31 protein-coding genes and 1 pseudogene are annotated in these 23,148 nt (G+C 34.8%); 23 read left to right on the top strand and 9 right to left on the bottom strand.

Annotated elements, in window-relative coordinates:
• Positions 1 to 10: 10 nt before the first annotated feature.
• The 4 genes from JFT95_RS18920 (at position 11) to JFT95_RS18905 (ending at position 2,628) form a co-directional block, all read left to right on the top strand.
• Positions 11 to 1,069, top strand: a complete 1,059-nt coding sequence (locus JFT95_RS18920) for an undecaprenyldiphospho-muramoylpentapeptide beta-N-acetylglucosaminyltransferase (RefSeq protein ID WP_002067149.1) — start codon at positions 11 to 13, stop codon at positions 1,067 to 1,069.
• A gap of 243 nt (positions 1,070 to 1,312) precedes the next feature.
• A complete protein-coding gene (locus tag JFT95_RS18915; protein ID WP_085960924.1) occupies positions 1,313 to 1,555 on the top strand; it encodes a DUF3966 domain-containing protein in 243 nt (80 codons plus the stop codon).
• A gap of 98 nt (positions 1,556 to 1,653) precedes the next feature.
• Positions 1,654 to 2,031: a nucleoside 2-deoxyribosyltransferase gene (locus tag JFT95_RS18910; RefSeq protein ID WP_088040153.1), complete on the top strand. Its 378-nt coding sequence runs from the start codon at positions 1,654 to 1,656 to the stop codon at positions 2,029 to 2,031.
• Positions 2,032 to 2,139: 108 nt separating this feature from the next.
• Positions 2,140 to 2,628 carry a hypothetical protein gene (locus JFT95_RS18905; RefSeq protein WP_002015119.1) on the top strand — a complete coding sequence of 163 codons (489 nt, stop codon included), beginning with the start codon at positions 2,140 to 2,142 and terminating at the stop codon, positions 2,626 to 2,628.
• A 56-nt stretch (positions 2,629 to 2,684) separates the two neighbouring features.
• Here JFT95_RS18905 and JFT95_RS18900 read toward each other — a convergent pair.
• Positions 2,685 to 4,039, bottom strand: a protein-coding gene (locus JFT95_RS18900) for an IS3 family transposase (protein WP_157404958.1) whose coding sequence is annotated in 2 segments (ribosomal slippage) — positions 2,685 to 3,586 and positions 3,586 to 4,039 — 1,356 coding nt in all. Because the reading frame shifts where the segments join, the coding sequence is not laid out codon by codon here.
• Between the two features lie 74 nt (positions 4,040 to 4,113).
• Complete coding sequence (locus JFT95_RS18895) at positions 4,114 to 4,425, bottom strand: hypothetical protein (protein WP_002165070.1); 312 nt, start codon at positions 4,423 to 4,425, stop codon at positions 4,114 to 4,116.
• Between the two features lie 252 nt (positions 4,426 to 4,677).
• On the opposite strand from JFT95_RS18895, the gene JFT95_RS18890 reads away from it, so the two are divergent.
• Complete coding sequence (locus JFT95_RS18890) at positions 4,678 to 4,893, top strand: DUF3912 family protein (RefSeq protein ID WP_133059861.1); 216 nt, start codon at positions 4,678 to 4,680, stop codon at positions 4,891 to 4,893.
• An 89-nt stretch (positions 4,894 to 4,982) separates the two neighbouring features.
• A pseudogene (locus tag JFT95_RS29645) lies at positions 4,983 to 5,375 on the top strand (hypothetical protein).
• Positions 5,376 to 5,455: 80 nt separating this feature from the next.
• On the opposite strand, the gene JFT95_RS18875 reads toward JFT95_RS29645, so the two are convergent.
• From JFT95_RS18875 to JFT95_RS18865, 3 genes are all read right to left on the bottom strand, one after another.
• Entirely contained in the window at positions 5,456 to 6,850 is a 1,395-nt protein-coding gene (locus JFT95_RS18875) for an L-cystine transporter (protein ID WP_201052961.1), read from the bottom strand.
• A 106-nt stretch (positions 6,851 to 6,956) separates the two neighbouring features.
• On the bottom strand, positions 6,957 to 7,199 hold the full coding sequence (locus JFT95_RS18870; RefSeq protein ID WP_002015110.1) for a DUF2626 domain-containing protein: 243 nt from the start codon (positions 7,197 to 7,199) through the stop codon (positions 6,957 to 6,959).
• Between the two features lie 278 nt (positions 7,200 to 7,477).
• Entirely contained in the window at positions 7,478 to 8,173 is a 696-nt protein-coding gene (locus tag JFT95_RS18865) for a helix-turn-helix transcriptional regulator (protein ID WP_002014995.1), read from the bottom strand.
• 205 nt (positions 8,174 to 8,378) lie between these two features.
• Here JFT95_RS18865 and comGA point away from each other — a divergent pair, with 205 nt between their 5' ends.
• The 10 genes from comGA to JFT95_RS18815 all read left to right on the top strand — a co-directional run bounded on the left by comGA (position 8,379) and on the right by JFT95_RS18815 (position 13,993).
• Complete coding sequence (gene comGA, locus JFT95_RS18860) at positions 8,379 to 9,422, top strand: competence type IV pilus ATPase ComGA (RefSeq protein ID WP_002014996.1); 1,044 nt, start codon at positions 8,379 to 8,381, stop codon at positions 9,420 to 9,422.
• Positions 9,409 to 10,446 carry a competence type IV pilus assembly protein ComGB gene (gene comGB, locus JFT95_RS18855; RefSeq protein ID WP_002138336.1) on the top strand — a complete coding sequence of 346 codons (1,038 nt, stop codon included), beginning with the start codon at positions 9,409 to 9,411 and terminating at the stop codon, positions 10,444 to 10,446. The genes comGA and comGB overlap by 14 nt, the downstream gene beginning before the upstream one ends.
• 11 nt (positions 10,447 to 10,457) lie before the next feature.
• A complete protein-coding gene (gene comGC / locus JFT95_RS18850) occupies positions 10,458 to 10,757 on the top strand; it encodes a competence type IV pilus major pilin ComGC (RefSeq protein ID WP_002088623.1) in 300 nt (99 codons plus the stop codon).
• The gene (gene comGD / locus JFT95_RS18845) at positions 10,754 to 11,209 is read left to right on the top strand and encodes a competence type IV pilus minor pilin ComGD (RefSeq protein WP_002088622.1); all 456 of its coding nucleotides are present in this window, start codon (positions 10,754 to 10,756) and stop codon (positions 11,207 to 11,209) included. The genes comGC and comGD overlap by 4 nt, the downstream gene beginning before the upstream one ends.
• Entirely contained in the window at positions 11,202 to 11,498 is a 297-nt protein-coding gene (locus JFT95_RS18840) for a hypothetical protein (RefSeq protein WP_002088621.1), read from the top strand. Before comGD ends, JFT95_RS18840 begins: the two co-directional genes overlap by 8 nt.
• Positions 11,482 to 11,943 carry a competence type IV pilus minor pilin ComGF gene (comGF, locus tag JFT95_RS18835; protein ID WP_002088620.1) on the top strand — a complete coding sequence of 154 codons (462 nt, stop codon included), beginning with the start codon at positions 11,482 to 11,484 and terminating at the stop codon, positions 11,941 to 11,943. The genes JFT95_RS18840 and comGF overlap by 17 nt, the downstream gene beginning before the upstream one ends.
• On the top strand, positions 11,940 to 12,311 hold the full coding sequence (comGG, locus tag JFT95_RS18830; protein WP_088040148.1) for a competence type IV pilus minor pilin ComGG: 372 nt from the start codon (positions 11,940 to 11,942) through the stop codon (positions 12,309 to 12,311). The genes comGF and comGG overlap by 4 nt, the downstream gene beginning before the upstream one ends.
• A 174-nt stretch (positions 12,312 to 12,485) precedes the next feature.
• Positions 12,486 to 13,136: a 2OG-Fe(II) oxygenase gene (locus JFT95_RS18825; RefSeq protein ID WP_201052959.1), complete on the top strand. Its 651-nt coding sequence runs from the start codon at positions 12,486 to 12,488 to the stop codon at positions 13,134 to 13,136.
• A gap of 120 nt (positions 13,137 to 13,256) precedes the next feature.
• Entirely contained in the window at positions 13,257 to 13,754 is a 498-nt protein-coding gene (gene aroK, locus JFT95_RS18820) for a shikimate kinase AroK (protein WP_137057331.1), read from the top strand.
• 38 nt (positions 13,755 to 13,792) lie between these two features.
• Positions 13,793 to 13,993 (top strand): YqzE family protein, encoded by a 201-nt coding sequence (locus JFT95_RS18815; RefSeq protein WP_002015009.1) that lies wholly within the window; start codon positions 13,793 to 13,795, stop codon positions 13,991 to 13,993.
• 66 nt (positions 13,994 to 14,059) lie between these two features.
• Here JFT95_RS18815 and JFT95_RS18810 read toward each other — a convergent pair whose 3' ends face one another.
• Positions 14,060 to 14,692: a VC0807 family protein gene (locus JFT95_RS18810; RefSeq protein WP_002145755.1), complete on the bottom strand. Its 633-nt coding sequence runs from the start codon at positions 14,690 to 14,692 to the stop codon at positions 14,060 to 14,062.
• Positions 14,693 to 14,818: 126 nt separating this feature from the next.
• Complete coding sequence (locus JFT95_RS18805) at positions 14,819 to 14,935, bottom strand: GTP pyrophosphokinase (protein WP_080019198.1); 117 nt, start codon at positions 14,933 to 14,935, stop codon at positions 14,819 to 14,821.
• 72 nt (positions 14,936 to 15,007) lie between these two features.
• Between JFT95_RS18805 and JFT95_RS18800 the strand changes: the two genes are divergently transcribed.
• Positions 15,008 to 15,235, top strand: coding sequence for a hypothetical protein (locus tag JFT95_RS18800; RefSeq protein ID WP_000032698.1), 228 nt, complete (start codon positions 15,008 to 15,010; stop codon positions 15,233 to 15,235).
• Positions 15,236 to 15,333: 98 nt separating this feature from the next.
• Positions 15,334 to 15,465 (top strand): hypothetical protein, encoded by a 132-nt coding sequence (locus JFT95_RS29900; RefSeq protein WP_002088613.1) that lies wholly within the window; start codon positions 15,334 to 15,336, stop codon positions 15,463 to 15,465.
• 49 nt (positions 15,466 to 15,514) lie between these two features.
• Here JFT95_RS29900 and JFT95_RS18795 read toward each other — a convergent pair whose 3' ends face one another.
• Both JFT95_RS18795 and JFT95_RS18790 read right to left on the bottom strand, forming a co-directional pair.
• Positions 15,515 to 16,309, bottom strand: a complete 795-nt coding sequence (locus JFT95_RS18795) for a YqhG family protein (protein ID WP_002088611.1) — start codon at positions 16,307 to 16,309, stop codon at positions 15,515 to 15,517.
• On the bottom strand, positions 16,296 to 17,978 hold the full coding sequence (locus tag JFT95_RS18790) for a DEAD/DEAH box helicase (protein WP_002015016.1): 1,683 nt from the start codon (positions 17,976 to 17,978) through the stop codon (positions 16,296 to 16,298). Before JFT95_RS18790 ends, JFT95_RS18795 begins: the two co-directional genes overlap by 14 nt.
• A gap of 391 nt (positions 17,979 to 18,369) precedes the next feature.
• On the opposite strand from JFT95_RS18790, the gene gcvT reads away from it, so the two are divergent.
• The 5 genes from gcvT (at position 18,370) to JFT95_RS18765 (ending at position 23,056) form a co-directional block, all read left to right on the top strand.
• Positions 18,370 to 19,470: a glycine cleavage system aminomethyltransferase GcvT gene (gene gcvT / locus JFT95_RS18785; protein ID WP_002034013.1), complete on the top strand. Its 1,101-nt coding sequence runs from the start codon at positions 18,370 to 18,372 to the stop codon at positions 19,468 to 19,470.
• A gap of 20 nt (positions 19,471 to 19,490) precedes the next feature.
• Positions 19,491 to 20,834, top strand: a complete 1,344-nt coding sequence (gene gcvPA / locus JFT95_RS18780) for an aminomethyl-transferring glycine dehydrogenase subunit 1 (RefSeq protein ID WP_201052958.1) — start codon at positions 19,491 to 19,493, stop codon at positions 20,832 to 20,834.
• On the top strand, positions 20,831 to 22,306 hold the full coding sequence (gcvPB, locus tag JFT95_RS18775) for an aminomethyl-transferring glycine dehydrogenase subunit 2 (RefSeq protein WP_002122485.1): 1,476 nt from the start codon (positions 20,831 to 20,833) through the stop codon (positions 22,304 to 22,306). The genes gcvPA and gcvPB overlap by 4 nt, the downstream gene beginning before the upstream one ends.
• A gap of 284 nt (positions 22,307 to 22,590) precedes the next feature.
• Positions 22,591 to 22,794, top strand: coding sequence for a DUF3929 family protein (locus JFT95_RS18770; protein WP_000262495.1), 204 nt, complete (start codon positions 22,591 to 22,593; stop codon positions 22,792 to 22,794).
• 70 nt (positions 22,795 to 22,864) lie between these two features.
• The gene (locus JFT95_RS18765) at positions 22,865 to 23,056 is read left to right on the top strand and encodes a hypothetical protein (protein ID WP_002088608.1); all 192 of its coding nucleotides are present in this window, start codon (positions 22,865 to 22,867) and stop codon (positions 23,054 to 23,056) included.
• The last annotated feature ends 92 nt before the right edge of the window (positions 23,057 to 23,148 follow it).

Raw genomic sequence — 23,148 nt, 5'->3', positions numbered from 1 at the left:
GGGGAGACGTATGAAAAAAATAGTCTTTACAGGTGGCGGTTCGGCCGGGCATGTAACACCTAATTTAGCAATTATTCCACATTTACAAAAGCAGAACTGGGATATCTCTTATATTGGTTCTCATCAAGGGATTGAGAAAACGATTATAGAAAAAGAAGGAATCCCATACCATAGTATTGCAAGCGGGAAGCTACGTCGTTATTTTGATTTGAAAAATATAAAAGATCCTTTTCTCGTGATGAAGGGTGTTATGGATGCGTACGTAACAATTCGTAAACTAAAACCGGATGTTATTTTTTCAAAAGGTGGTTTCGTATCCGTACCAGTCGTAATAGGAGGGTGGCTAAATAGAGTGCCAGTTTTATTACATGAATCTGATATGACACCTGGACTAGCAAATAAAATTGCGCTCCGTTTTGCCTCGAAAATATTTGTTACATTTGAAGAAGCAGCGAAACATTTACCGAAAGAAAAAGTAATATATACAGGATCGCCTGTACGTGAAGACGTACTAAGAGGAAATCTTGAAAAAGGTTTAAAGTTTCTAGGGTTTTCCCGGAAGAAATCAGTTATTACTGTTATGGGAGGAAGTTTAGGCGCAAAGAAAATTAATGAAACGGTTCGATCGGCACTTCCAGATCTTCTGAAAAATTATCAAATTGTGCATCTTTGCGGAAAAGGAAATCTTGATGAATCCTTACAAAATAAAGAAGGATATAGACAATTTGAATATGTACATGAAGAGTTGCCGGATATATTAGCAGCAACAGATTTTGTTATTTCACGTGCGGGATCCAACGCGATTTTTGAATTTTTAACAATGCAAAAGCCGATGGTTTTAATTCCGTTATCGAAATTTGCAAGCCGTGGAGATCAAATTTTAAATGCTGAATCCTTTAAAAGACAAGGGTATGCATCGGTATTATATGAAGAGGATGTAACGGTGAACTCACTTATAAAGCATATAGAAGAGCTATCTCATAATAATGAGACGTATAAAACAGCATTAAAAAAATATAATGGAAAAGAAGCGATTAAAACTATCATTCAACATATTTCAGAGGCATGATTAAACAATCATGTCTTTTTTAGTAGGATGAAAGATTCCAAGAATTGATATTTTTATGTTACAATAAAGTGAAACTTTAATCAGTGGGGGGTTCATCCCCACTGATTATTAGCCCTCACCAATCGGGCTTTTACGGGCAGTTAATCCCACACCTAACTTCTTTGTTTTCGTTGAATTTTGAGGTGGGGGTCTTACTGCCCGTTAATGCGGGGTAACAAATGGTTAATAGGGAAATTCCAATTGATTAAGCGTGAAAATACGAATGGATTAGGAGTGACTGTGTTGGAGCTAAGTCTCTATGAAAATACTGCACTTATTATATGCTTTGTGTTGTACGTTGGTAGTGTTATTGTTTATATTTCACGGAAATTTTCACAAGAACGAGAGCTTGAAAAATCAGAAATAACAGCTGAACTAGAAATGTTAGCTGATGAAAGTTATAAAAAACAAAAAATAAAAGAAGATCATGAGGCACCCCATCATTGAAACGCAATTAAGTTCTAAAGATGGGGATTTCTTTTTGAAAAAATCCCATTAACGCTAAAAAAGGAGTTTCCCCATACATATTTAAGGAGTGAATATAAATGAAATTTTATATTGCTTCAGGATTTCAAAATAAACATCTTGTTCGTTTCGTATCAAGCCAGTTGAAAGAAGTGGGATGGCATCATACATATGATTGGACGAAAAATGAAAGAGCAACCAATAGAGAACAATTGCAAAAGATTGGTGAAGAAGAACAAGAAGCGATACGAGAAGCTGATGTTTTCTTACTCATACTAGAGGGTGGGAATGGAAGTCATACAGAATTAGGGATGGCAATTGCTTTAGAAAAGAAAATTTATATATATCACAAGGGCAATGAGTTGCAAACGACATTCTACCATTTACGAGAAGTTGATATTTTCGAAGGAGAAATTGAGGGGCTTGTCTCATATATATTGAATAAAGTGGAATGTTAGACGTGGGAATGCAGCGAGAAATATTTTTTGCAAAAAAAGAGTGAAGGTTACCATTAGGCTATTTTGGGCACAGTGATTATAAGTAAAGCACATAAAGGAGTTATACATATGAAATTAGAAAATGGATGGGAAACAAGTTTTTTAGAGGTTGTACAAAACAGTGAATTTAAGAAAGATGCAATTCTTAGTCAATTGCTTTTTGCGGATAGTGAAGAAGTAGAAGAGCTTGTTGATGATTACGGTTATGAAGAGATTATTGAACGCGAACATGATGATGAGTTAGCAGGAATTTTAGGAGAAGAACTTTTCAGTGAGCTGGAGCGAAACGTATTCTTATCTCCACAGCCAGAAGAAAAACTTATTTCATTCGTAAATGGATTAGGTTTTCATGTGTTAGATTGGATTGTGCTTCTTGAAACAGAATTTGGAATTGATAGCGCAAACTTCACATCGGATGCAGTGAAAATGTTAGAAAAGCGCTTTAGACAGTTTCCCTATATAGAAGAGAAGACAATTTTTGATATGACGTTTGAAGAAGCGATGGATGTATTAGAATCTGTTACAGGATTACAGCTGAAGGGGAAAATGAACGTATAATGAAAAAGAACGTGATAGTTTGAAGTGACCCCTAAAAGTTAGACACGGTTATTTCATTAGGCTACTTGATCCAAATGAGTCCGGTATTGTACCGGGCTCATTTTTAATTTTGCCTTAATCCGTTTCTTATTATAATAATCTATATATTTTTCTAATTCTATTTTAAAATGCTCTATGCATTCAAATTCTTTTATATAGAGGAACTCCGACTTCATAATCCCAAAGAAATTCTCTATTACTGCGTTGTCGTAACAGTTTCCTTTTCGAGACATACTCTGTACGATAGCTCTTGATTCAAGTGTACGGACGTACTGTCTCATTTGATAATGCCATCCTTGATCCGAATGCATCAGTAGCTGGTGGTTTTCAGGTAAACGTTCTAATGCTTTCTCTAACATCTCTGAAACAAGTGAATACGCCGGTCTAGAACCAATTGTATAGGTAATAATCTCACCATTATACAAGTCTAATACAGGTGATACATACAGTTTTTCTCCAAATAATTTAAACTCTGTGATGTCTGTTACCCATTTTTGATTCGGTGCATCTGCATAAAAATTACGCTCTAAAATATTGGGTGCAATTTTACCGACTTTCCCTTTGTAGGATTTATATTTCTTCATACGCACAACACACTTTAATCCAAGCTCTTTCATAATACGTTGCACCTTTTTATGATTCACTTTCTGACCACGATTCGCTAACTCATCACGAATGCGACGGTAGCCATAACGACCTTCATTCTCCTCATAAATCACTTTAATCTCAGCTTTCAAATCGGCATCTACATCTGGGCGATTCATTTTCTTTACTAAATCATAATACGTGCTTCGTGGAATAGTAGCTAACTCGACGAGTGCCTTCACCGAATATTTATGCCTTAATTCATAGACTACTTGCGCTTTGTCTTGTTTAGTGACTTTTCCTTGTTTTGAACTAAGGCATTCAACTTTTTTAAGTACTCATTTTCCATTTCAAGCTGTTTAATACGTGCTTCAAGTGCTTCGACTGACCCTTCAGCTAAAGCTTGTTTTACTTGTTTATTTGACTCTTTTTTCATGGATGGACGCCCCTTTTTTTTAGATTGAAGGGCATCAATTCCTTGTGTTTCGAGTTGTTTTTTCCAAACAGAAATCGTTGAAGGGGCAGGAATGTTAAAGATAGCTGCCGTCTCAAATAAGGACATACCGTTTTCAATCATAAAGTTTAGTACGTCTAGTTTAAATTGTTGTGTGTAATTTGTACATCGTTTTAGAAAAGCTTCCACACCATTCTGCTTATATTGGTTTACCCAATTCAAAATGATTGTGCCACTTATACCGATCGCTCTACCCATTTCTCGATAACTTTCATTTCCGTTCAAATAACGTAGAACGATTTGTATTTTTTCATCAGCTGTAAATTTAGCCATAGAAAAACTGCACCTCCAATTGTTAGACTGTGTCTAACAATTGGGGTGCAGTTCAGCTTCACGTTCTTTTTTTTTTACATAATAATAATTTTATCATCTAGCTTTGTTTGTCCAGTAAGAAGTGCATTTAAATACTCTACTTTTCGTATGCAAGCTTGTATATGTCTTTCAACCTCTTGTAACTCTGCTTGGTGATGCGTTTCAATTGGATGAATTTGTACGTTAAATTTTTCGAATTGACTACTATATGTTATTTCTGCATAGCCGCTCATAATATCGGTTTCGTTATGAAATAAAAATTGCTTCGTTTCTTCACAGAATGATACATCCTGAAAGCCATATACTTTTAATGCTTCAATTACTTTGTTAATCATGTTTATATTCATTTTTTAACCCTCTTTACGAAGTTCTACTTTTATATTATAACATAAAAAATTACGTAGAAAGCGCTTCCAAGTGTATTTTATTATAAACTTTACGTTTCAATCATAAAAATGAAACAAAGAAAAAATAATTGTAAAGAAGGAAGGACTCTTTTATTGTTTCGTCATATATATAGAGAAATAGTGCAATGAAAGGAAATTTTCCGAGGTGGAGATTGTATTTCCAATTTGAGCGCAGTAAAAGAGGTGAGAATCTTGAACTTTGATATTGTAGGACAAAAAGCATATATAAAAAATGGGCCGCATCGGAACCGAATTGGAACTGTAAAGAAAAATGAAAAACAATTAGAATCCCATTTTGCTATTGTAATTGGGGAACAAAGTATTGCTGTAGAGCTAAAGGATATCGTGTTAGTTGGAGTAGATGTAGGACAATTTCATACATGGTGCGAGCAAAATGGTTATTTGTGAAAGGGACGGGCTGTGAGATAATGAAATATATTTGAGAAAAGAGAATATATTTCATTATATTCTCTTTTTCTATGTGTGGGGAGACGGAAATGAAGTATAAAGAACAAGAGTTTACATTGGAGTTGAAAGAGAACATTAAATGTATGGAAAAGGAAATAGAGCGAATATCACTTGTATTTTTTAAAGCGTATTCGCATTTATACATAGGGAAAAATATGAAATTAGATATAGGATTTGAAAGAGAAAAAGAGAATCCCTTTGAAATAGGATATTATTCATCAGTTTCTATAGCGGTATTAGATGAAGAAGGATAGATGATTGAATTTTACATTATTCCAATTTGGAGATGCGAAAATACTTTTTTAGGGATGCCAACTCAGTCGAGAGTTTGGGGAAGTAAGAAAGTAGGGGAACTTGTTGATGAATCTTGTTATGAGATTGAGGAAGAGTTAAAAGAGCAACTAGAAGAATACTTGGAGTGATAACTTTCAAGAGAAGATGTATAGAGATGGAACATAATAAAAAAGACGCTAACAGTATAAATTGTTAGCGTCCTTTTTTATTATGAAGCAATCTCACCAGTTTTTACATCATCTTGATTGTACGTATCCTGATCTAATTCACCAAGCCATTTACTAGAAATAAGACCTGCTGTCATAGAACCACTTACGTTAAGAGCTGTACGACCCATATCGATTAATGGTTCAACTGAGATAACAAGAGCGACAATGCCGATTGGTAAGTTCATTGTAGATAGTACGATTAACGCTGCGAATGTTGCACCGCCACCAACACCGGCAACACCGAATGAGCTAATAGCAACGACAGCGATTAAAGTTAAAATGAATTGTGGTTGTAATGGATCAATTCCTACAGTTGGAGCGACCATCATAGCAAGCATTGCTGGATAAATACCTGCGCAACCGTTTTGACCGATAGATACCCCAAAGGATGCAGCGAAGTTAGCGATTCCTTCAGAAATACCAAGCTTTTCTTTTTGAGCTTCAATATTTAATGGCATTGCACCAGCACTAGAGCGAGATGTGAATGCAAATGTTAATACAGGGAACACTTTTTTCAAATACTGAATTGGATTTAAACCAGATAATGCGATTAATAATAAGTGAATGATAAACATTACGATAAGAGCTACGTAAGATGCTAACACGAAGTTACCAAGTTTTAAAATAGCGTTAATATCGCTACCAGCAACTGTCTTTGCCATAAGAGCTAATACGCCGTATGGAGTAAGACGTAAAATTAATGTTACCATAAGCATCACGATTGCATATACAGCATCAAGCATTTTCTTAAATAGCTCTGCTTGTTCTGGATATTTTCGTTTTACACCTATAAAGGCAATCCCGATAAAGGCTGCAAATATTACAACAGAAATTGTTGATGTTGGACGAGCACCTGTTAAATCAAGAAAAGGATTCGTAGGCAACAGTTCTAACAATTTGTCTGGAATTGTTGTCTTTTCAATAGAAGTAAATCTTTCTTCTACTAATTTCAGACGAGCAGATTCTGCATCACCTTGTTGTAAACCTGTTGCTGATACATCAAATCCTGCGCTTGCAGCTATACCGACAGCTGCGGCAATTCCTGTAGTAAGAATTAAAATTCCGATAATAAGACCACTGATTTTACCAAGGTTTTTCGTTAATTGTAATTTTGTAAATGCTGAAATAATAGATACTAAAATAAGTGGCATAACGATCATTTGAAGTAATTTCACATAACCGTTACCAATTAAACTAAACCAGGTATTTGATTCGATAATTACTTTAGAAGTAGGTTCATAAATAAATTGTAATATAAGACCAAAGATAATTCCGACTCCTAAAGCAGTAAATACACGTTTATTAAAAGATACATGCTTACGTTGCATATAATACAATACGCCAACTAAAATGAGCATGACTGTGATGTTAATCCCGACAAGCAGTGTATTCATGTTGATTCCCCCTAATTCCAATGTGTTATATAGAATATAAGGTAATAAAACCTATAAGTCAACTAGGGAATTACGGAATTAAAAAAAGATGGCAATTTGCCATCTCTTAATGCCCAGCTCCAGGGACAAGTAAAAATGTTGTGTACCATGTAAATCCGATGAAGAAAACGGTTAAATATGCCCCGAATACGTATATATACATACGCTCTGTTAATTTTAAATAACTTAAAAGTACGAAGAATCCTGTTTGTCCTAAAAATAGTAGTGCGGTCGAATGCATATCCCCTACGTAAAACATAACCGAGAAAATTCCAGTCCAAAAGCCGAGAACGCGAAACATGCGCTCCATGCCATCTCCCTCCTTTTCTAAAAAAAGTAAAACCTCTTTTCATTATAGTTCATTTTTCTAACTATTGTAAATATTCATTCATATAAAAAGAAGCCAATTATAATATTGACTTCTTCTTAGTTGAAAAACTAAATTTGAACTTTATCCCGCTATTTGTGGGCAGTAAAACTCCCATCTCAAAATTCGGCAAATGCGAGGAAATTAGGTGGGAGATAACTGCCCGTAAAAGCCCGATTGGTTCAATTAATAATCAGTGGGGGAAGAACACCCCCCACTGATTAAAGTTTCACTTTATAGTTACAAGATTTGCAGCCATCTAGTAGACTATCGTTTCGTGTTAATTCCACGTTCGGGAATAGGATTTCAAAAATCCCCTTCATCATATCTCCGTGCATATTACAAATTTCAGTCGGATGATGCGCAGCAACTTCTTTAAATGGGCAATTGTGTACATCATAGAAAATTTTTGTGCCATCTGTACTTAATTCAAAAGCAGGGGATAAGCCAGCTGTTGAGAATGCTTCTTTTGCGATTAGCATTTTTTGTTCTATCGTCAATGCTTCTGCACTTACATTTAAGCGATGCATATGTTGTTGCATTAATTCTTTGCCGAATTGTTTTCCTGTTTCATATAGCGCTTTTTCACCGGCGCTACCTAAGCTTAGTAGTGAATTAAATGCTATCTGTGCTAATAATTGATAATCGCGAAATGGGAATTGTAACTGGATGACATCTTGAGACAAGACGTATAGTCTACTTGGTCTGCCGCCTTTCCCAGTTTTTTTTGTTTCTGATTTGAGCATATTAACATCTTCTAATTTTGATAAATGTAAACGCGCCACGTTTGGATGAATGTTAAACTCATCTGCAATTTCTTGTACAGTTACGTAATTATGTTTTTGCGAAATATATTTATAAATGTAATAACGAGTAGGGTCAGATAACACACCTGTAATTTTTAAAGCTTGTTCCATGAGGATCTCCACCTTTATCACTTTATCCAAGATATTAACATTATAATACAGATAAACTTCTATATAGGTAATTTCAGACAATAGTTCAGAAATTGTTCATAATTTCACAAACATATTTTTCCTTTTTCTCTTAGTGAAAATACAAAATCTCTAATTTTTCTTGTGCATTTTTTTATGATATATACATAGTGAGGAGGGAAACTTGATGAATAGTGTCGAGCTTTTTGCAAATATGATTATGAAAGAAGCTTGTAGGGTGCAAGCATCGGACTTACATATTGTGCCCAGGCAGAAGGATGTGGCGATTCAATTACGTATTGGAAAAGATTTAATTACGAAACGGTGTATTGAGAAAGAATTTGGAGAAAAGCTTGTTTCACACTTTAAATTTTTAGCATCAATGGATATAGGAGAGAGGAGAAAACCTCAAAATGGTTCGTTGTACTTACAAATTGATGGACAAGAAGTGTATTTACGCCTTTCAACACTTCCAACAGTATATCAAGAAAGTCTCGTTATTCGCCTCCATTTACAAGCATCTGTACAGCCACTGTCTCATCTTTCGTTATTTCCAAGTTCAGCGGAAAAATTACTCTCTTTTTTAAAGCATTCTCATGGGTTACTCGTATTTACTGGGCCAACTGGTTCTGGAAAAACAACAACAATGTATGCGTTATTAGAAGTAGCTAGAAAATGGCAAACACGTCGCATCATTACACTGGAAGATCCAGTTGAGCAAAGAAAAGACGGTTTATTACAAATTCAAATAAATGAAAAAGCTGGTATCACATATAAAACGGGATTAAAGGCTATTTTGCGTCATGATCCAGATATTATTTTAGTTGGCGAAATTCGTGATGAAGAAACAGCAAAAGTAGCTGTAAGGGCCAGTTTGACGGGACATTTAGTAATGACAACCTTGCATACAAATGATGCGAAAGGAGCGATACTACGATTTATGGACTATGGTATTACAAGGCAAGAAATTGAACAATCATTATTAGCAGTAGCTGCTCAGCGGCTCGTCGAATTAAAATGTCCATTTTGCAGAGGGAAGTGTGCAACTTTATGTAAATCAATGAGGAAAGTGAGACAGGCAAGCATTTATGAACTGTTATATGGATATGAATTAAAACAAGCGATTAAAGAAGCAAGTGGAGAACATGTTACGTATCACTATAAAACGTTGGAATCGTCGGTTCGAAAAGGGTATGCTTTAGGCTTTTTAGAAGAAGATGTATATGTTTAAGAGAAAATGGAGTTTAAGTGATCAAGCATTATTATGTAAAAGATTAAGTGATTTATTAGAGAAAGGTTACTCACTTTTGCAGGCGTTAGAATTTTTGCAGTTGCAACTACCATTAGGAAAGAAATTACAGTTACAGCGTATGATCGAGGGATTGAAAAATGGACAAAGTTTGCACGCTTCTTTTCACCAATTAATGTTTCACTCTGAGATGTTAAGTTATTTGTTTTATGCAGAGCGACATGGTGACATTTCTTTTGCTTTGCAACAAGGAAGCGTACTTCTTTACAAGAAAGATAAATATAGGAAAGATATGATGAAAGTAATGCGATATCCTATGTTTTTATCATTTTTTTTAATGATTATGCTTTCTGTTTTTAACCTCATTTTATTGCCTCAGTTTGAAATGATGTATAGTTCTTTACGTTCTACAGCACCACCACTTACGGAGCAAATTTTAGTTGCAATTAAATTATTACCTTACTTCATTTATATGATTGTTCTTATCGTTATAACGGGATTTAGTATATATATATTTTATTTCCGAAAACTTCCGCCTACTCAAAAGGTAAAGATTATGATCCGTATTCCCCTTATGAAAACATTTCTTATTTTAAATCATTCGCATTATTTTTCCACTCAATTAAGTGGTTTATTACACGGTGGATTGTCCGTACACGAAGCATTAACAATAATGATGAAGCAAAAGTATCATCCGTTCTTTCAGTATGAAGCAGACCGAATTGAGCGGCAATTAATTGCAGGGGAACCGTTACAATCTATTATTGATAAAAGCGGTTATTACGAGAAAGAACTTTCTTATATCATTACGCATGGACAAGCAAACGGTAATTTAGCAAATGAGCTTGGTGATTACAGTGAGCTCATTATTGAAAAGGTAGAACAAAAAATTAAACGTATGTTATTTGTGATTCAACCCATTTTATTTACATGTCTTGGGGTTATAGTCATTTTGATGTACTTAGCGATGATTATGCCGATGTTTCAAATGATGAATTCTATATAGGGGGCATTTACATGCAGAATGAGGAGGGTTTTACTCTTTTAGAAATGTTATTAGTTATGGTTGTCATAACTGTATTATTACTATTAATTATTCCAAATGTAGTTACACAGCGCTCATCCGTCCAAGGAAAAGGATGTGCAGCCTATGTGAAATCTATAGAAGCACAAATACAAGCATATCACTTGCAACATAATAAGATTCCATCAATAGAGGAACTTGAAACAGGAAAGTATATTACTTCAAAAACTTGCCCGAAAGGTGAACCAATCCATATTTCCGATGATGGTACGGTATCAGCTGGGAAATCGTGAAGCAAAAAGGTTTTACTCTTTTAGAAATGCTACTTGTCTTATTTGCTATTTCTGTACTGAGTGTTGTTACGCATTTTAACGTTACTTCATTACATGAAAAACAAAAAGTTGAGCAGTTTTTGAAACAGTTTTCAAATGATATTTTGTATATGCAGCAGTTAGCGATTAAGCGTCAAAAACATTATACGTTACGCTGGTTTAAAGAGAAACATATGTATTATATTTCGGAATCGGAGACAGACCTATTAATTGTTAAGAGAGAATATGATAAAGATGTCCAAATGGATTTGCATACCTTTCCAAATCCAATGACATATAATCCGAGCGGGAATATTAATAGGGGTGGTACGATTTTACTTTCCTATCGAGGGTATAAATATGAGATTGTATTTCAGCTTGGAAGAGGGAGATTTACGTATCGTGAAGTGTCAAAAAGGATCAGTAATGGTTGAAATGGTTGTAGCGTTAAGTTTAATAATGATGGCGGCATCGTTATTGCTCCCGCAAACATTATTAATTATGCAAGAAAGAAAAAATATAAAAATGAGCTATAAAGCATTAATATTATTAAAAAAAGAAGCGGCCTTATTTAAGTATGAGAATGAGGAAAAGCGAGTAAAAGAGCAAGTCATAAAAGGAATTGTATATTACACATATTGGAGAGGAGATGAAGTTTGTACGATGTGGAAAGATATGAGAGGAAAAGCGATGGAGCAATGCCTTTATGCAAAGGAAAAATAAAAAAGAAGCGGGATTTACATTAATAGAAATGATTGCATGTTTGTTGCTTTTATCAATGTTCTTTTTACTTTTACCGCGTCTTCATATTATGGGGATAGAAAATACACATTCAAAAGGATTAAATGACTGGGAGTGGGATGTGTTTTTAGGACAAATGCAATTAGAGTTTCGTGAAGTATTAAGTGGGAGGAAGATAGAGCTAGAAAACGGTGGGAATATTTTACGCTTCCAACTTCGTAATGGTGATCAGGTGACGTATGAAAAGTTGAATAGTAATTTAATAAGAAAAGTAAATATGCGCGGAAGGGAATTTATATTACAAAGGATTGAAGCGATTTCGTATAAATTAACACCTCATTTGTTATATATATATGTGAAAGATATAAGTGGTGAAATATATGAAGGCGTGGCTGTGCGCTATAGTGAAATTGAGATAGAAACATGAGAAAACAAAATGGATTTGTAATGCCAGGAACAATTATTTTTCTTATTTTATTCATTTCATTTTTGATGTACGAAACGAATATGTTACTTTCGGATAAAAAATTTTATTCTGAAATAGAACAAAGTTTTTTCATGGAGGAACTTGTTGATCGAGCTATTTCAGATATAAAAAGAGACTTACAGCAAAAAGAAAAAGAGGATGTTTTTTTATTTCAGTATGAAAGAGGAGAAGTGAGTGGAAAGTACGTCTTTGAAAATGATGTTATTATCATTTCGTTGCAATGTGTTACAAAACAGAGAATTTTCTATACAGTGAGCTTTCACTATAGGAAAAAGGATAATAAAATATTTGATTGGGTAGAAGGATAATATGTAAAATATATGGAGAAGAACCATGAGTTTCTATTGTGGAGGGAGTCAATTTCTTTGAGGAAAGGGATAAGAATGATGGTCAAAAGTTTAAATTTTCTCAAAAAAGAGAAAGGTAGAAAGAATATGATATATTCATGCTATCCAATCATTTTTTTCTAGGGAGATAAGGAAATGACAAATAACAATCAAATAGGTGAAAGTAAGGAACAAACTATTTTTGATCATAAAGGAAATACGATTATGACAGAGGATAGGGAAATACAAATTATTTCAAAATTCGAAGAACCTCTTATTGTTGTATTAGCAAATGTATTAAGTGATGAAGAGTGTGATGAATTAATTGAATTGTCTAAAAATAATATGAAACGTTCTAAAGTTGGTTCATCACGTGATGTAAATGATATTCGAACGAGTAGCGGTGCATTTTTGGAAGAGAATGAACTAACTTCGAAGATTGAAAAACGAATTTCATTTATCACGAATGTTCCTGTAGCGCATGGAGAAGGATTGCACATTTTAAATTATGAAGTAGATCAAGAATATAAAGCGCACTATGATTATTTTGCGGAACATAGTAGATCAGCTGCTAATAATCGTATAAGTACTCTTGTGATGTACTTAAATGATGTAGAAGAAGGCGGAGAAACATTCTTTCCGAAATTAAATCTTTCTGTACACCCTAGAAAGGGAATGGCAGTATACTTTGAGTACTTTTATCAAGATCAATCACTAAATGAGCTTACGTTACATGGAGGAGCACCTGTAACGAAAGGTGAGAAATGGATTGCAACGCAGTGGGTGAGAAGAGGTACTTATAAGTAAAAGCGAGTATGTTACGTTTTGTTCTTCATTTTACAAGAAGAACAAAACGTTTTTTTATTAAATAAAGTAACATCTTTCGTTATAATAACAAATAATAACGGATGATTGAGAGGAACGAAAATGAAATCTATATACATAACCGGCTATATGGGAGCCGGGAAAACAACAATTGGAAAAGTGTTAAGTAAAGAACTTCATATGGATGTTGTAGATACAGACCAAAAAATTGAAGAGAAGCAAGAGAAGGCAATTCGTGATATTTTTGCAGAAGAAGGCGAAATGGCTTTTCGCGAATATGAAAGTGAAATGTTACGTTCACTACCGGTTCAGAATGTAATTATTACAACTGGTGGAGGGATTATTGAACGAGAGGAAAATCGAAAGTGGATGAAGGAAAATGGAACTGTTGTGTATTTATATTGCGATCCACATGTAATTGCAGAAAGGCTTCGTGAAGATACGACACGTCCACTATTTCAGAAGAAAGATATAGATGCATTTATAACGAAATTTGAATCGCGCCGAGCGTATTATGAAGAGGCTGATATTCATATCGATACGACAAATAAGTCGGTAAAGCAAATTATGAATGAATTAAAGCAAAAGATTAATGAATAAAAAAGTGGACATACTAATCAAGTAGAGGTGATGATAATATGTCTACTAATGATTATGTACGCTTTGTGACACAGCAATTTGTGTCATATATGGATGCTCCAAAAGAGGATCGAAAACAACAGAAACAACAACGTCGTGCGGAGAAAGAGCCATTCTTAAATAAATGGTTTGGTGTTATGCCACTGAGCGCTGCTTTGTTTTATCGAAATGTAAAAAATAAAAGAAAAAAATCAAGCTAACTTTTTCGTAATATGTTTAGCAAAACAAAAATCCCCTAGTATAACAAGATGCTAGGGGATTTTTGTTTATTGCACAGACTCTTTTTCCTCAGTAACCGCATGTATTTTATTGTTTACCCATACAAATCCAATTCCGATACAAATAGAAATCCCCCAGCCAACAGCGGTCATAATAGCTCTCATTTCACCATATCCATCTACACCGAAAACAGAGATGAAATAGATTTTCAAGAAGCTTTTTAATATAAATTGAAGGCCGAAAAATAGTGTTAAATATTGCAGTGCTGGATATATACGACTATCACGATAAAGCTCACGGCTTTTATCACGATCATGACCTTGCAGTGCTGCGATATCAGCTGCGAAATATAACATGAGTGGTTTTTTTATAAAGATTGTACATATAACGATGCAGCCAAGTACGATATGATAATATGCATCATTCCATAGCATTCGTTCAGCCGACCCAGATATTAAGTCTACCGCTGTATTAGAAATAAGTGTAATTAAAATAAAGAACCCTGTAACGTTAAGCTGTTTTTCTTTTTTAAAGGTATACAGTGTATAAATAATCCCCGGAACAGAGGAAATTAACATTGCGTAATAAGGATCGATATAAGGTTTTGCAAATTTCCAAATGAGGAATGGGAATACGAGATAAAAGACAAGATCTAATATAGCTTTTTTATTTTGATTCATACATGGCCTCCTTAAGTCATACATATATTTTATAATATAATTTCTGAAAATTGTATAAGGTTAATGAAAAAAAGAAAAGTAGATGATTAGTAGATTAAAAAATTGCCCCTAGCGTAGTAAGTTTTTTTAGTATATAATAAAGGAAACGCTTTCATTTTTGGTTTGTTCACAAAATGGACGGAAAATCACATATTTACTATTGATATGTTGCTTTATAATGAAACCAATTAAATATACATGCATACAATATTGTGAAATAAATAACATAAATAATCTATATAAATGTAAACGTTATCAAAGAGAGAGGTGGAGACAATGAGTAAATTTTTCTTCAATCATAATCCAGCAACATTAGAGGATGGAAGACTTGTTAAGTATGCTGAAATTATTTATGGAGAAGGTGGCCGTTCTGTATTAGAAAATTTAATGGTGAAGGCATCTATCAGATTGCGTGATCGTTATCCGAATAAATCTGACGAACAGATCTCGAACCTCGTAAATCAAGGCATCCATGATATGTTTCAAAAATACGTGAATGAGTAAGAGCAGCTACTGGCTGCTCTTATTTTTTTGTATAAGGATTGTGCCTCTAGCTGAAAATAAAGATGTATTTTGAAACATGCAAAAAGGAGGCGAAAAAGATGAGTAATGGAATTGGTCGTTCAAAAGAGAATCTTCCAACTGATGCAAACCATGTAAGTGCAAAGGATCGTGCATATCAGAAACGTATGACAGAGAAAAAACAGCAAGAGCGTAATGAAGATAGAGAATAGGCTGGGAACATATCTTAAAAGAAGCTCCTTCAATCTGAAGGAGCTTTCTTTAAGATAGAAAATGATTTGCGGTAACATAAAAGAGACCACCGTTTATAATTTGTATTGTAATGCGTGGTTCGTATTGTTCTTGTAATGCTTGCTTTTCAATTTCATAGCTTTCTGGAAGTTCATCGCTATCTTCGTAAAATCGATTTAAAAGGTCTAAATCGTGATTCCAACGCACTCTCGCTTCTTTTGCCCACGTGTGGTCATCTTCAGCGATTATACTTTTTAAAGCATCCTCTATACGTTGTAAGCCACTTTGTGGCTTAATGATAGGTGAGAGGGTAAAACAAAAGTCAGGTATTTTCGGTGTGAGTTTGATCTCTGCTAAAGTGTCATGAAAGTTTGCAATCATTGTCCCGGAAATAAGATGAATACCGATGGAATGAAGTATGTCTTTTTTTCGGTCGCATTGATAAGATACTTTTATATTTACACCAAGCCAAGGATGAAGGGGGGTATGAGTTGCACCGCTATGTTTCACTTCCTCATATAAACGTATGTATGAACCTAGTTCTTTTGTTGTTTCAAATATTTGATGCAAACGGGGTGAACCGTAATGAATAAGTTCACCGTCGTTTTCTTCGTTTTCTGGATTTGTAATAAGAGTAAGGCGCATCGGGTTCGGAACGCCTCCTGTTTTTTCAAGATAGTGCCAATAGAAAGGGCGGTTCATTAATAATTTATCCATTTCAATTGTTAACTGCACGTCTAATAGGTGAGGGGAACGTTCTAAAATTTCGCAGTTATTCGCCTCAAAAAAATTATATAAGTAATTATGAATTTCATTTTGCTGCATAGTCCTGCACCTCTGCTTCATTGCGCTTCGCAAAATCGATAATAGATGTTAAATTTTCCATCTTGATTCGAATTTCACCTTCGCTTTTTGACTGCGCGAAAATTTCTTGAATATGCGCATCAATATTTTTCATGTTGATTCTCGTTAAAATTTCATCGAGTTCACCGATTACACGTTCAAATAAATTAATTTTTTCATATAGTAGTTTTAAAATGTGCTCTTCAACAGTGTGCTTTGTTGCTAAGTTATAAATATGAACATCATTTTTTTGTCCAAGACGGTGAATACGTCCAATCCTTTGCTCGAGTCGCATTGGATTCCACGGTAAGTCGTAATTAATCATATGGCTACAAAATTGTAAGTTAATTCCTTCACCACCAGCTTCGGTCGCAATTAATACTTGGGCATGATTTTGGAAAAGCTCCTTCATCCAATCTTTCTTCCCGCGCTTAAATCCACCGCGAAATGGAACAGAGGAAATGCCATGTTGTTGTAAGAACCATTGTAAATACATTTGTGAAGCTCTATATTCAGTGAAGATAATGACTTTATCGTCAACTTCTTTTATAAGCTCTAGTGCTTTATTTGCTTTGGAGTTGAACGGAATATGATTAATTTTGTCCATCAGCACATCAATATGTGGGTCCTTTATGTAGTGCTCATTTTCTTTCTGTCTTTTTTCTACATGTTTTTTTAATGAATAGTAAACAGCTTCACGACTACTACATGCTTCCCGTTTTAAAGTTAAGGATGAGAAAGCAGATGTGACTGCATCTTGTCCACGCCAATTTTCAATTTCATTATACAAAGCTTGTTCTTCTTCATTGAATTCAACGAAGATTGTTCGTACATGCCTCTTCGGCCAATCAATGCCAGTGTTATTGCGTCTATTTCGAACCATTACTTTATTGATAAGAGCTTTTAAATCTTCATCGGATTCAGTGGAACGATTTTTTGAAGCGTAATATTCTTCAAAATTAGATTGATTGCCTAAATGACCTGGTTTTAATAAAGAAACGAGGTTGAAGATTTCATCGATTTTATTTTGAACAGGAGTTGCAGTTAGTAATAAACAAAACTTCTTTTTTAATCGCTGTGCAAATTCATAGTTTTTTGTTTTATTATTTTTTAGTTTATGTGCTTCATCGATAATAATAAGGTCATACTCTAGGTTTAAAACGATATCGCGATGCGGTGAACGTTTCGCAGTATCGATTGATGAAACGATGACATCAGCTTGTTCCCAAGAATAACTTTTCTTTTGAGCGACCGCAGGAATAAAAAATTTTGTGTTTAGTTCATACGCCCACTGAGATACGAGAGAAGCTGGAACGAGAATGAGTACCTTTTTTACAAGTCCTCGAACCATATATTCTTTTAAAATAAGTCCAGCTTCAATCGTTTTTCCAAGTCCGACTTCGTCTGCTAGAATCGCTTTACCATTCATTTGTTCAATGACATTTTGAGCGACCTCTAATTGATGTGGAAGCGGCGTGAAATGTGATAAATGTTTCGGTGCTTGCAATCCATCAAAAGTAGGGACGAGTAACGATTTCTCTGTTTTATAAGCTAAATGATATAAATCCCAATTTGTCCAAGGACCATCTTCATCAATTCTTTTTAAAAAATTGTTTTGCCACGTTCGATCTACGGAAATATCGACATTCATTAAGACTCTCCCACCTTTTATAAACTAAAGTGATTATTTAAAAAATCTTTATTATAAGCCTCGTAATAAGGCGCTATCACAATTACTAAAAGTTAAAGAATAGGCAATGATAAAGGGCTAAATTTCAAAATTTGTATTTAATAAGATTAAGAATGAAAAATTCTAAATTATTTTTTATGCTAGAATATTGATGAAATATAGCGAATAATGTTAGGATAATGGTGTGAAATGTGTGGAATCTTTCGTATTTTATCCAAGAAAGTAACTTTTTATTTACGCTTTCATAAAAAAATATACTGAGATTCCGTATAACCTTATCTTTTCAGAATGAAAATGTTTAGATATGGGAAGCAACTTTTATTGATTTGTCAGAGCATAAGGGGGAAAGAGCATGATTACATTACAACGTACACCGTTATTTGATGTATACGCGAAGTATGGTGGGAAAACAGTCGACTTCGGTGGTTGGGAATTACCAGTTCAATTTTCAAGCATTAAAGAGGAACATGAAGCTGTACGTACAGGAGCAGGTTTGTTCGATGTATCTCATATGGGAGAAGTAGAGGTAAAAGGTGTAGATAGTTTAGCATTTTTACAACGTGTTGTTACAAATGACGTATCTACCTTAAAGGTAGGGGGCGCACAATATACAGCTATGTGCTATGAAAATGGTGGCACAGTAGATGATTTATTAATCTACAAACGTGGTGAAGAAGACTATTTATTAGTAATCAATGCATCAAATATCGAGAAAGATTACGAATGGTTAGCTAGCCATGTAATTGGCGATGCGAAAGTAGTCAATGTTTCTAGTGAAGTTGCGCAGCTTGCAATTCAAGGACCAAAAGCAGAAGGCATTTTACAAAAAGTTGTGTCAGAAGATTTGAAAGAAATTAAGTTCTTTAAATTTAAAAATAATATTCTTGTAGATGGAATTCCTGCACTTGTATCTCGTACAGGTTACACAGGTGAAGATGGATTCGAAATTTACTGTAAGAGTGAAGATGCAGCAAAACTTTGGGAGAAACTTCTTGAAGTGGGAGCAGAAGAGGGCTTAAAACCATGTGGCTTAGGTGCTCGTGATACACTTCGCTTCGAAGCAACACTTCCGTTATACGGACAAGAGTTATCAAAAGATATTACACCGATTGAAGCGGGAATTGGCTTTGCGGTAAAACCAAATAAAGAAGCAGATTTCTTTGGAAAAGAAACGTTAAAAGAGCAAAAAGAAAACGGTGCATCTCGTAAATTAGTCGGCATCGAAGTAATCGAACGCGGTATTCCTCGTACGCATTACCCTGTATTTATAGGAGAAGAAAAAATCGGGGAAGTAACGAGTGGTACACAATCTCCAACGTTAAAGAAAAGCATTGGTTTAGCACTAATTGATGTAAAATACGCAGCAGTTGATACAGAAGTAGAAATTGAAATTCGTAATAAACGCGTCAAAGCAGTAGTTGTTCCAACACCATTTTATAAACGTTCAAAGTAACGGGGAGAGGGGTAGATTTCATGTTGCATCGTTATCTTCCAATGACAGAAGAAGACAAAAAAGAAATGTTACAAACAATCGGCGTTCAAACGATTGATGAGTTATTCTCTGATATTCCAGAGAGTGTTCGTTTTAAAGGGGATTTAAAAATTAAAGAAGCAAAATCAGAGCCAGAGCTTTTAAAAGAGCTATCTCAAATGGCTAGCAAAAATGCGAACTTAAAAGAATATGCTTCTTTCTTAGGAGCAGGTGTATACGATCATTACGCTCCAGTAATTGTTGATCATGTTATTTCTCGTTCAGAGTTTTATACAGCTTACACACCATACCAACCAGAAATTTCACAAGGGGAATTACAAGCAATTTTTGAATTCCAAACAATGATTTGTGAATTAACAGGAATGGATGTAGCAAACTCTTCTATGTATGACGGAGGTACAGCTTTAGCTGAAGCGGCAATGCTAGCAGCTGGTCATACTCGTAAAAAGAAAATTCTTGTATCTAAGGCAGTTCATCCAGAATCAAGAGCAGTACTTGAAACATATGCAAAAGGTCAAAATCTTGAAGTTGTTGAAATTGATCATAAAAACGGTGTAACAGATTTAGAAGTATTACAAAGTGAAGTAGATGATACAGTTGCTTGTGTAATCGTTCAATATCCAAACTTCTTCGGACAAATGGAAAAGTTAGCTGATATCGAAAAAATCGTTCATCAACAAAAATCATTATTTATCGTTTCTTCAAATCCATTATCATTAGGCGCATTAACACCGCCAGGAAAATTCGGTGCTGATGTTGTAATCGGTGATGCACAACCATTCGGTATCCCAACGCAGTTTGGTGGACCGCACTGTGGTTACTTTGCAACAACGAAAGCATTTATGCGTAAAATTCCAGGACGTCTTGTCGGACAAACTGTAGATTCAGATGGTAAACGTGGATTTGTATTAACGTTACAAGCACGTGAACAGCATATTCGTCGTGATAAAGCGACGTCTAACATTTGTTCAAACCAAGCGTTAAATGCATTAGCAGCTTCTGTTGCAATGACGGCACTTGGCAAACAAGGTGTAAAAGAAATGGCACGTCAAAACATTTCTAAAGCACAATATGCAAAACGTCAATTTGAAGCGAAAGGTTTCACAGTAACGTTCGCTGGACCATTCTTTAATGAATTTGTTGTAGATTGTAAACGTCCAGTTAAAGAAATAAATGATGTATTAATACAAAAGAATATTATCGGTGGTTACGACCTAGGCCGTGATTATAAAGAGCATGAAGACCATATGCTTGTAGCGGTAACAGAGCTTCGTACAAAAGAGGAAATTGACACACTTGTAAACGAAATGGGGGCTATCCAATGAAGAACCAAGACCAAGCACTTATTTTTGAAGTGACTAAAGAAGGACGCGTAGGATATAGCTTACCCAAATTAGATGTAGAAGAAGTAAAATTAGAAGATGTGTTTGAGAGTGATTATATTCGAGTAGAAGATGCAGAGCTTCCAGAAGTATCTGAACTTGATATTATGCGCCATTACACAGCGCTTTCAAACCGTAACCACGGTGTGGATTCTGGATTCTATCCACTTGGGTCTTGTACGATGAAATATAATCCGAAAATTAATGAAAACGTAGCTCGTTTCGCAGGCTTTGCAAATATTCATCCACTTCAAGATGAAAAAACAGTGCAAGGTGCAATGGAATTAATGTATGACTTACAAGAACATTTAATTGAAATTACAGGTATGGATACTGTTACGTTACAACCAGCAGCTGGTGCACACGGAGAATGGACAGGATTAATGTTGATTCGTGCATATCATGAAGCGAACGGTGACTTTAACCGTACGAAAGTAATTGTTCCTGACTCTGCTCACGGAACAAACCCGGCGTCTGCAACAGTAGCTGGTTTTGAAACAATTACGGTGAAATCAAATGAACATGGTCTTGTTGACTTAGATGATTTAAAACGTGTTGTAAACGAAGAAACAGCAGCACTTATGTTAACAAATCCAAATACATTAGGTCTATTCGAAGAAAATATTTTAGAAATGGCTGAAATCGTCCATAATGCAGGCGGTAAATTATACTATGATGGTGCAAACTTAAATGCGGTATTAAGCCAAGCGCGCCCAGGAGATATGGGATTTGACGTTGTGCATTTAAACCTTCATAAAACATTTACAGGTCCGCATGGCGGCGGTGGTCCAGGTTCTGGTCCAGTAGGTGTGAAAGCTGATTTAATTCCGTACTTACCAAAGCCGATTTTAGAGAAAACGGAAAATGGCTATCACTTTAACTATGATCGTCCAGAAGCAATTGGGCGTGTGAAACCATTCTATGGTAACTTCGGAATTAACGTTCGTGCATACACATATATTCGTTCTATGGGTCCAGATGGACTACGTGCAGTAACTGAGTATGCTGTATTAAATGCGAACTATATGATGAGAAGATTAGCACCATTCTATGATCTTCCGTTCGATAGACATTGCAAGCATGAATTTGTATTATCAGGTCGTCGTCAAAAGAAACTTGGTGTACGTACATTAGATATTGCAAAACGTTTGCTTGATTTCGGTTACCATCCACCAACAATTTACTTCCCATTAAATGTGGAAGAATGTATTATGATTGAGCCAACAGAAACAGAATCAAAAGAAACATTAGATGGTTTCATTGATAAGATGATTCAAATTGCTAAAGAGGTAGAAGAAAATCCAGAAGTTGTACAAGAAGCACCACATACAACAGTAATAAAACGTTTAGATGAAACATTGGCTGCTCGTAAACCAGTTTTACGTTATGAAAAGCTAGCACCTGTACAAGTGTGATTGCAAAAAAAAGAACTCGCTACATGCGGGTTCTTTTTTTTGCAACATTGGTGCAGCTAGAATGAAAAAAATGTTAAAAATTTATATTTTTTGTTTCATATTGCTGTAAAGATGCGGTTTTATAGGTGATTTTGTTGAAAAAGTCGGTTTGATAAAAGTATTTATTTTTGTTAGAATTTTATTGAAATTAAGAAGATGTGATGAGGTAGAAATTACTCATTTTTATGTATATGTGAAAAAACGAGCAAGACGGGGGTGGAAGCGTGGGATATCGATGTTATAGAATGGTATACCATTTAGAAAATGGAGAAACAATTAAAGATGTAAAAGAATTTTGTTACCGAGACCAAGGGAAAGTGTTAGAAAGAGTAGCACACCGTGTAATGGATAATAGAGAAGTGACAGCGATTGATAAACAAGGAACAATCATTTCAATAGCGTGTGAGGACATTGTAAAGGTAGAACTTGATTACATAACAGAAAGTTAACCTTGAGTCATATCGAATTATTCGATACAATATACTGTTGAATGGTGAAGAGAGAAGAGAGGAGTTTATCATGGGTAATACACGACACTTTTATATGTTTATTTTAGCGTTTGTTCTTGTTGTGGCGTTAACGATCTATTTAATTGTTGATAGCAGCTGGTACAATACAGTTCATCCAGCATTCCTTCTTTTTATGTATGTAGGAATTGCGGTTGTTAGTTTCGGAATGAGAGACGAAATGTTAGATCGCTTTGAAAAGTGATACATATACGAAAGACCAACAGGAAAATGTTGGTCTTTTTTTCTTGCCAAAAATAGGATGGTATGTATATACTGTATATATAAGGTATACAC

Origin of the sequence: Bacillus sp. TH17, assembly GCF_016651125.1 — a bacterium.
In the GTDB taxonomy this organism is placed as follows: domain Bacteria; phylum Bacillota; class Bacilli; order Bacillales; family Bacillaceae_G; genus Bacillus_A; species Bacillus_A mycoides.
The sequence above is the reverse complement of the archived record's forward strand: the minus strand, read 5'-3'. Positions and strand labels throughout refer to the sequence as shown.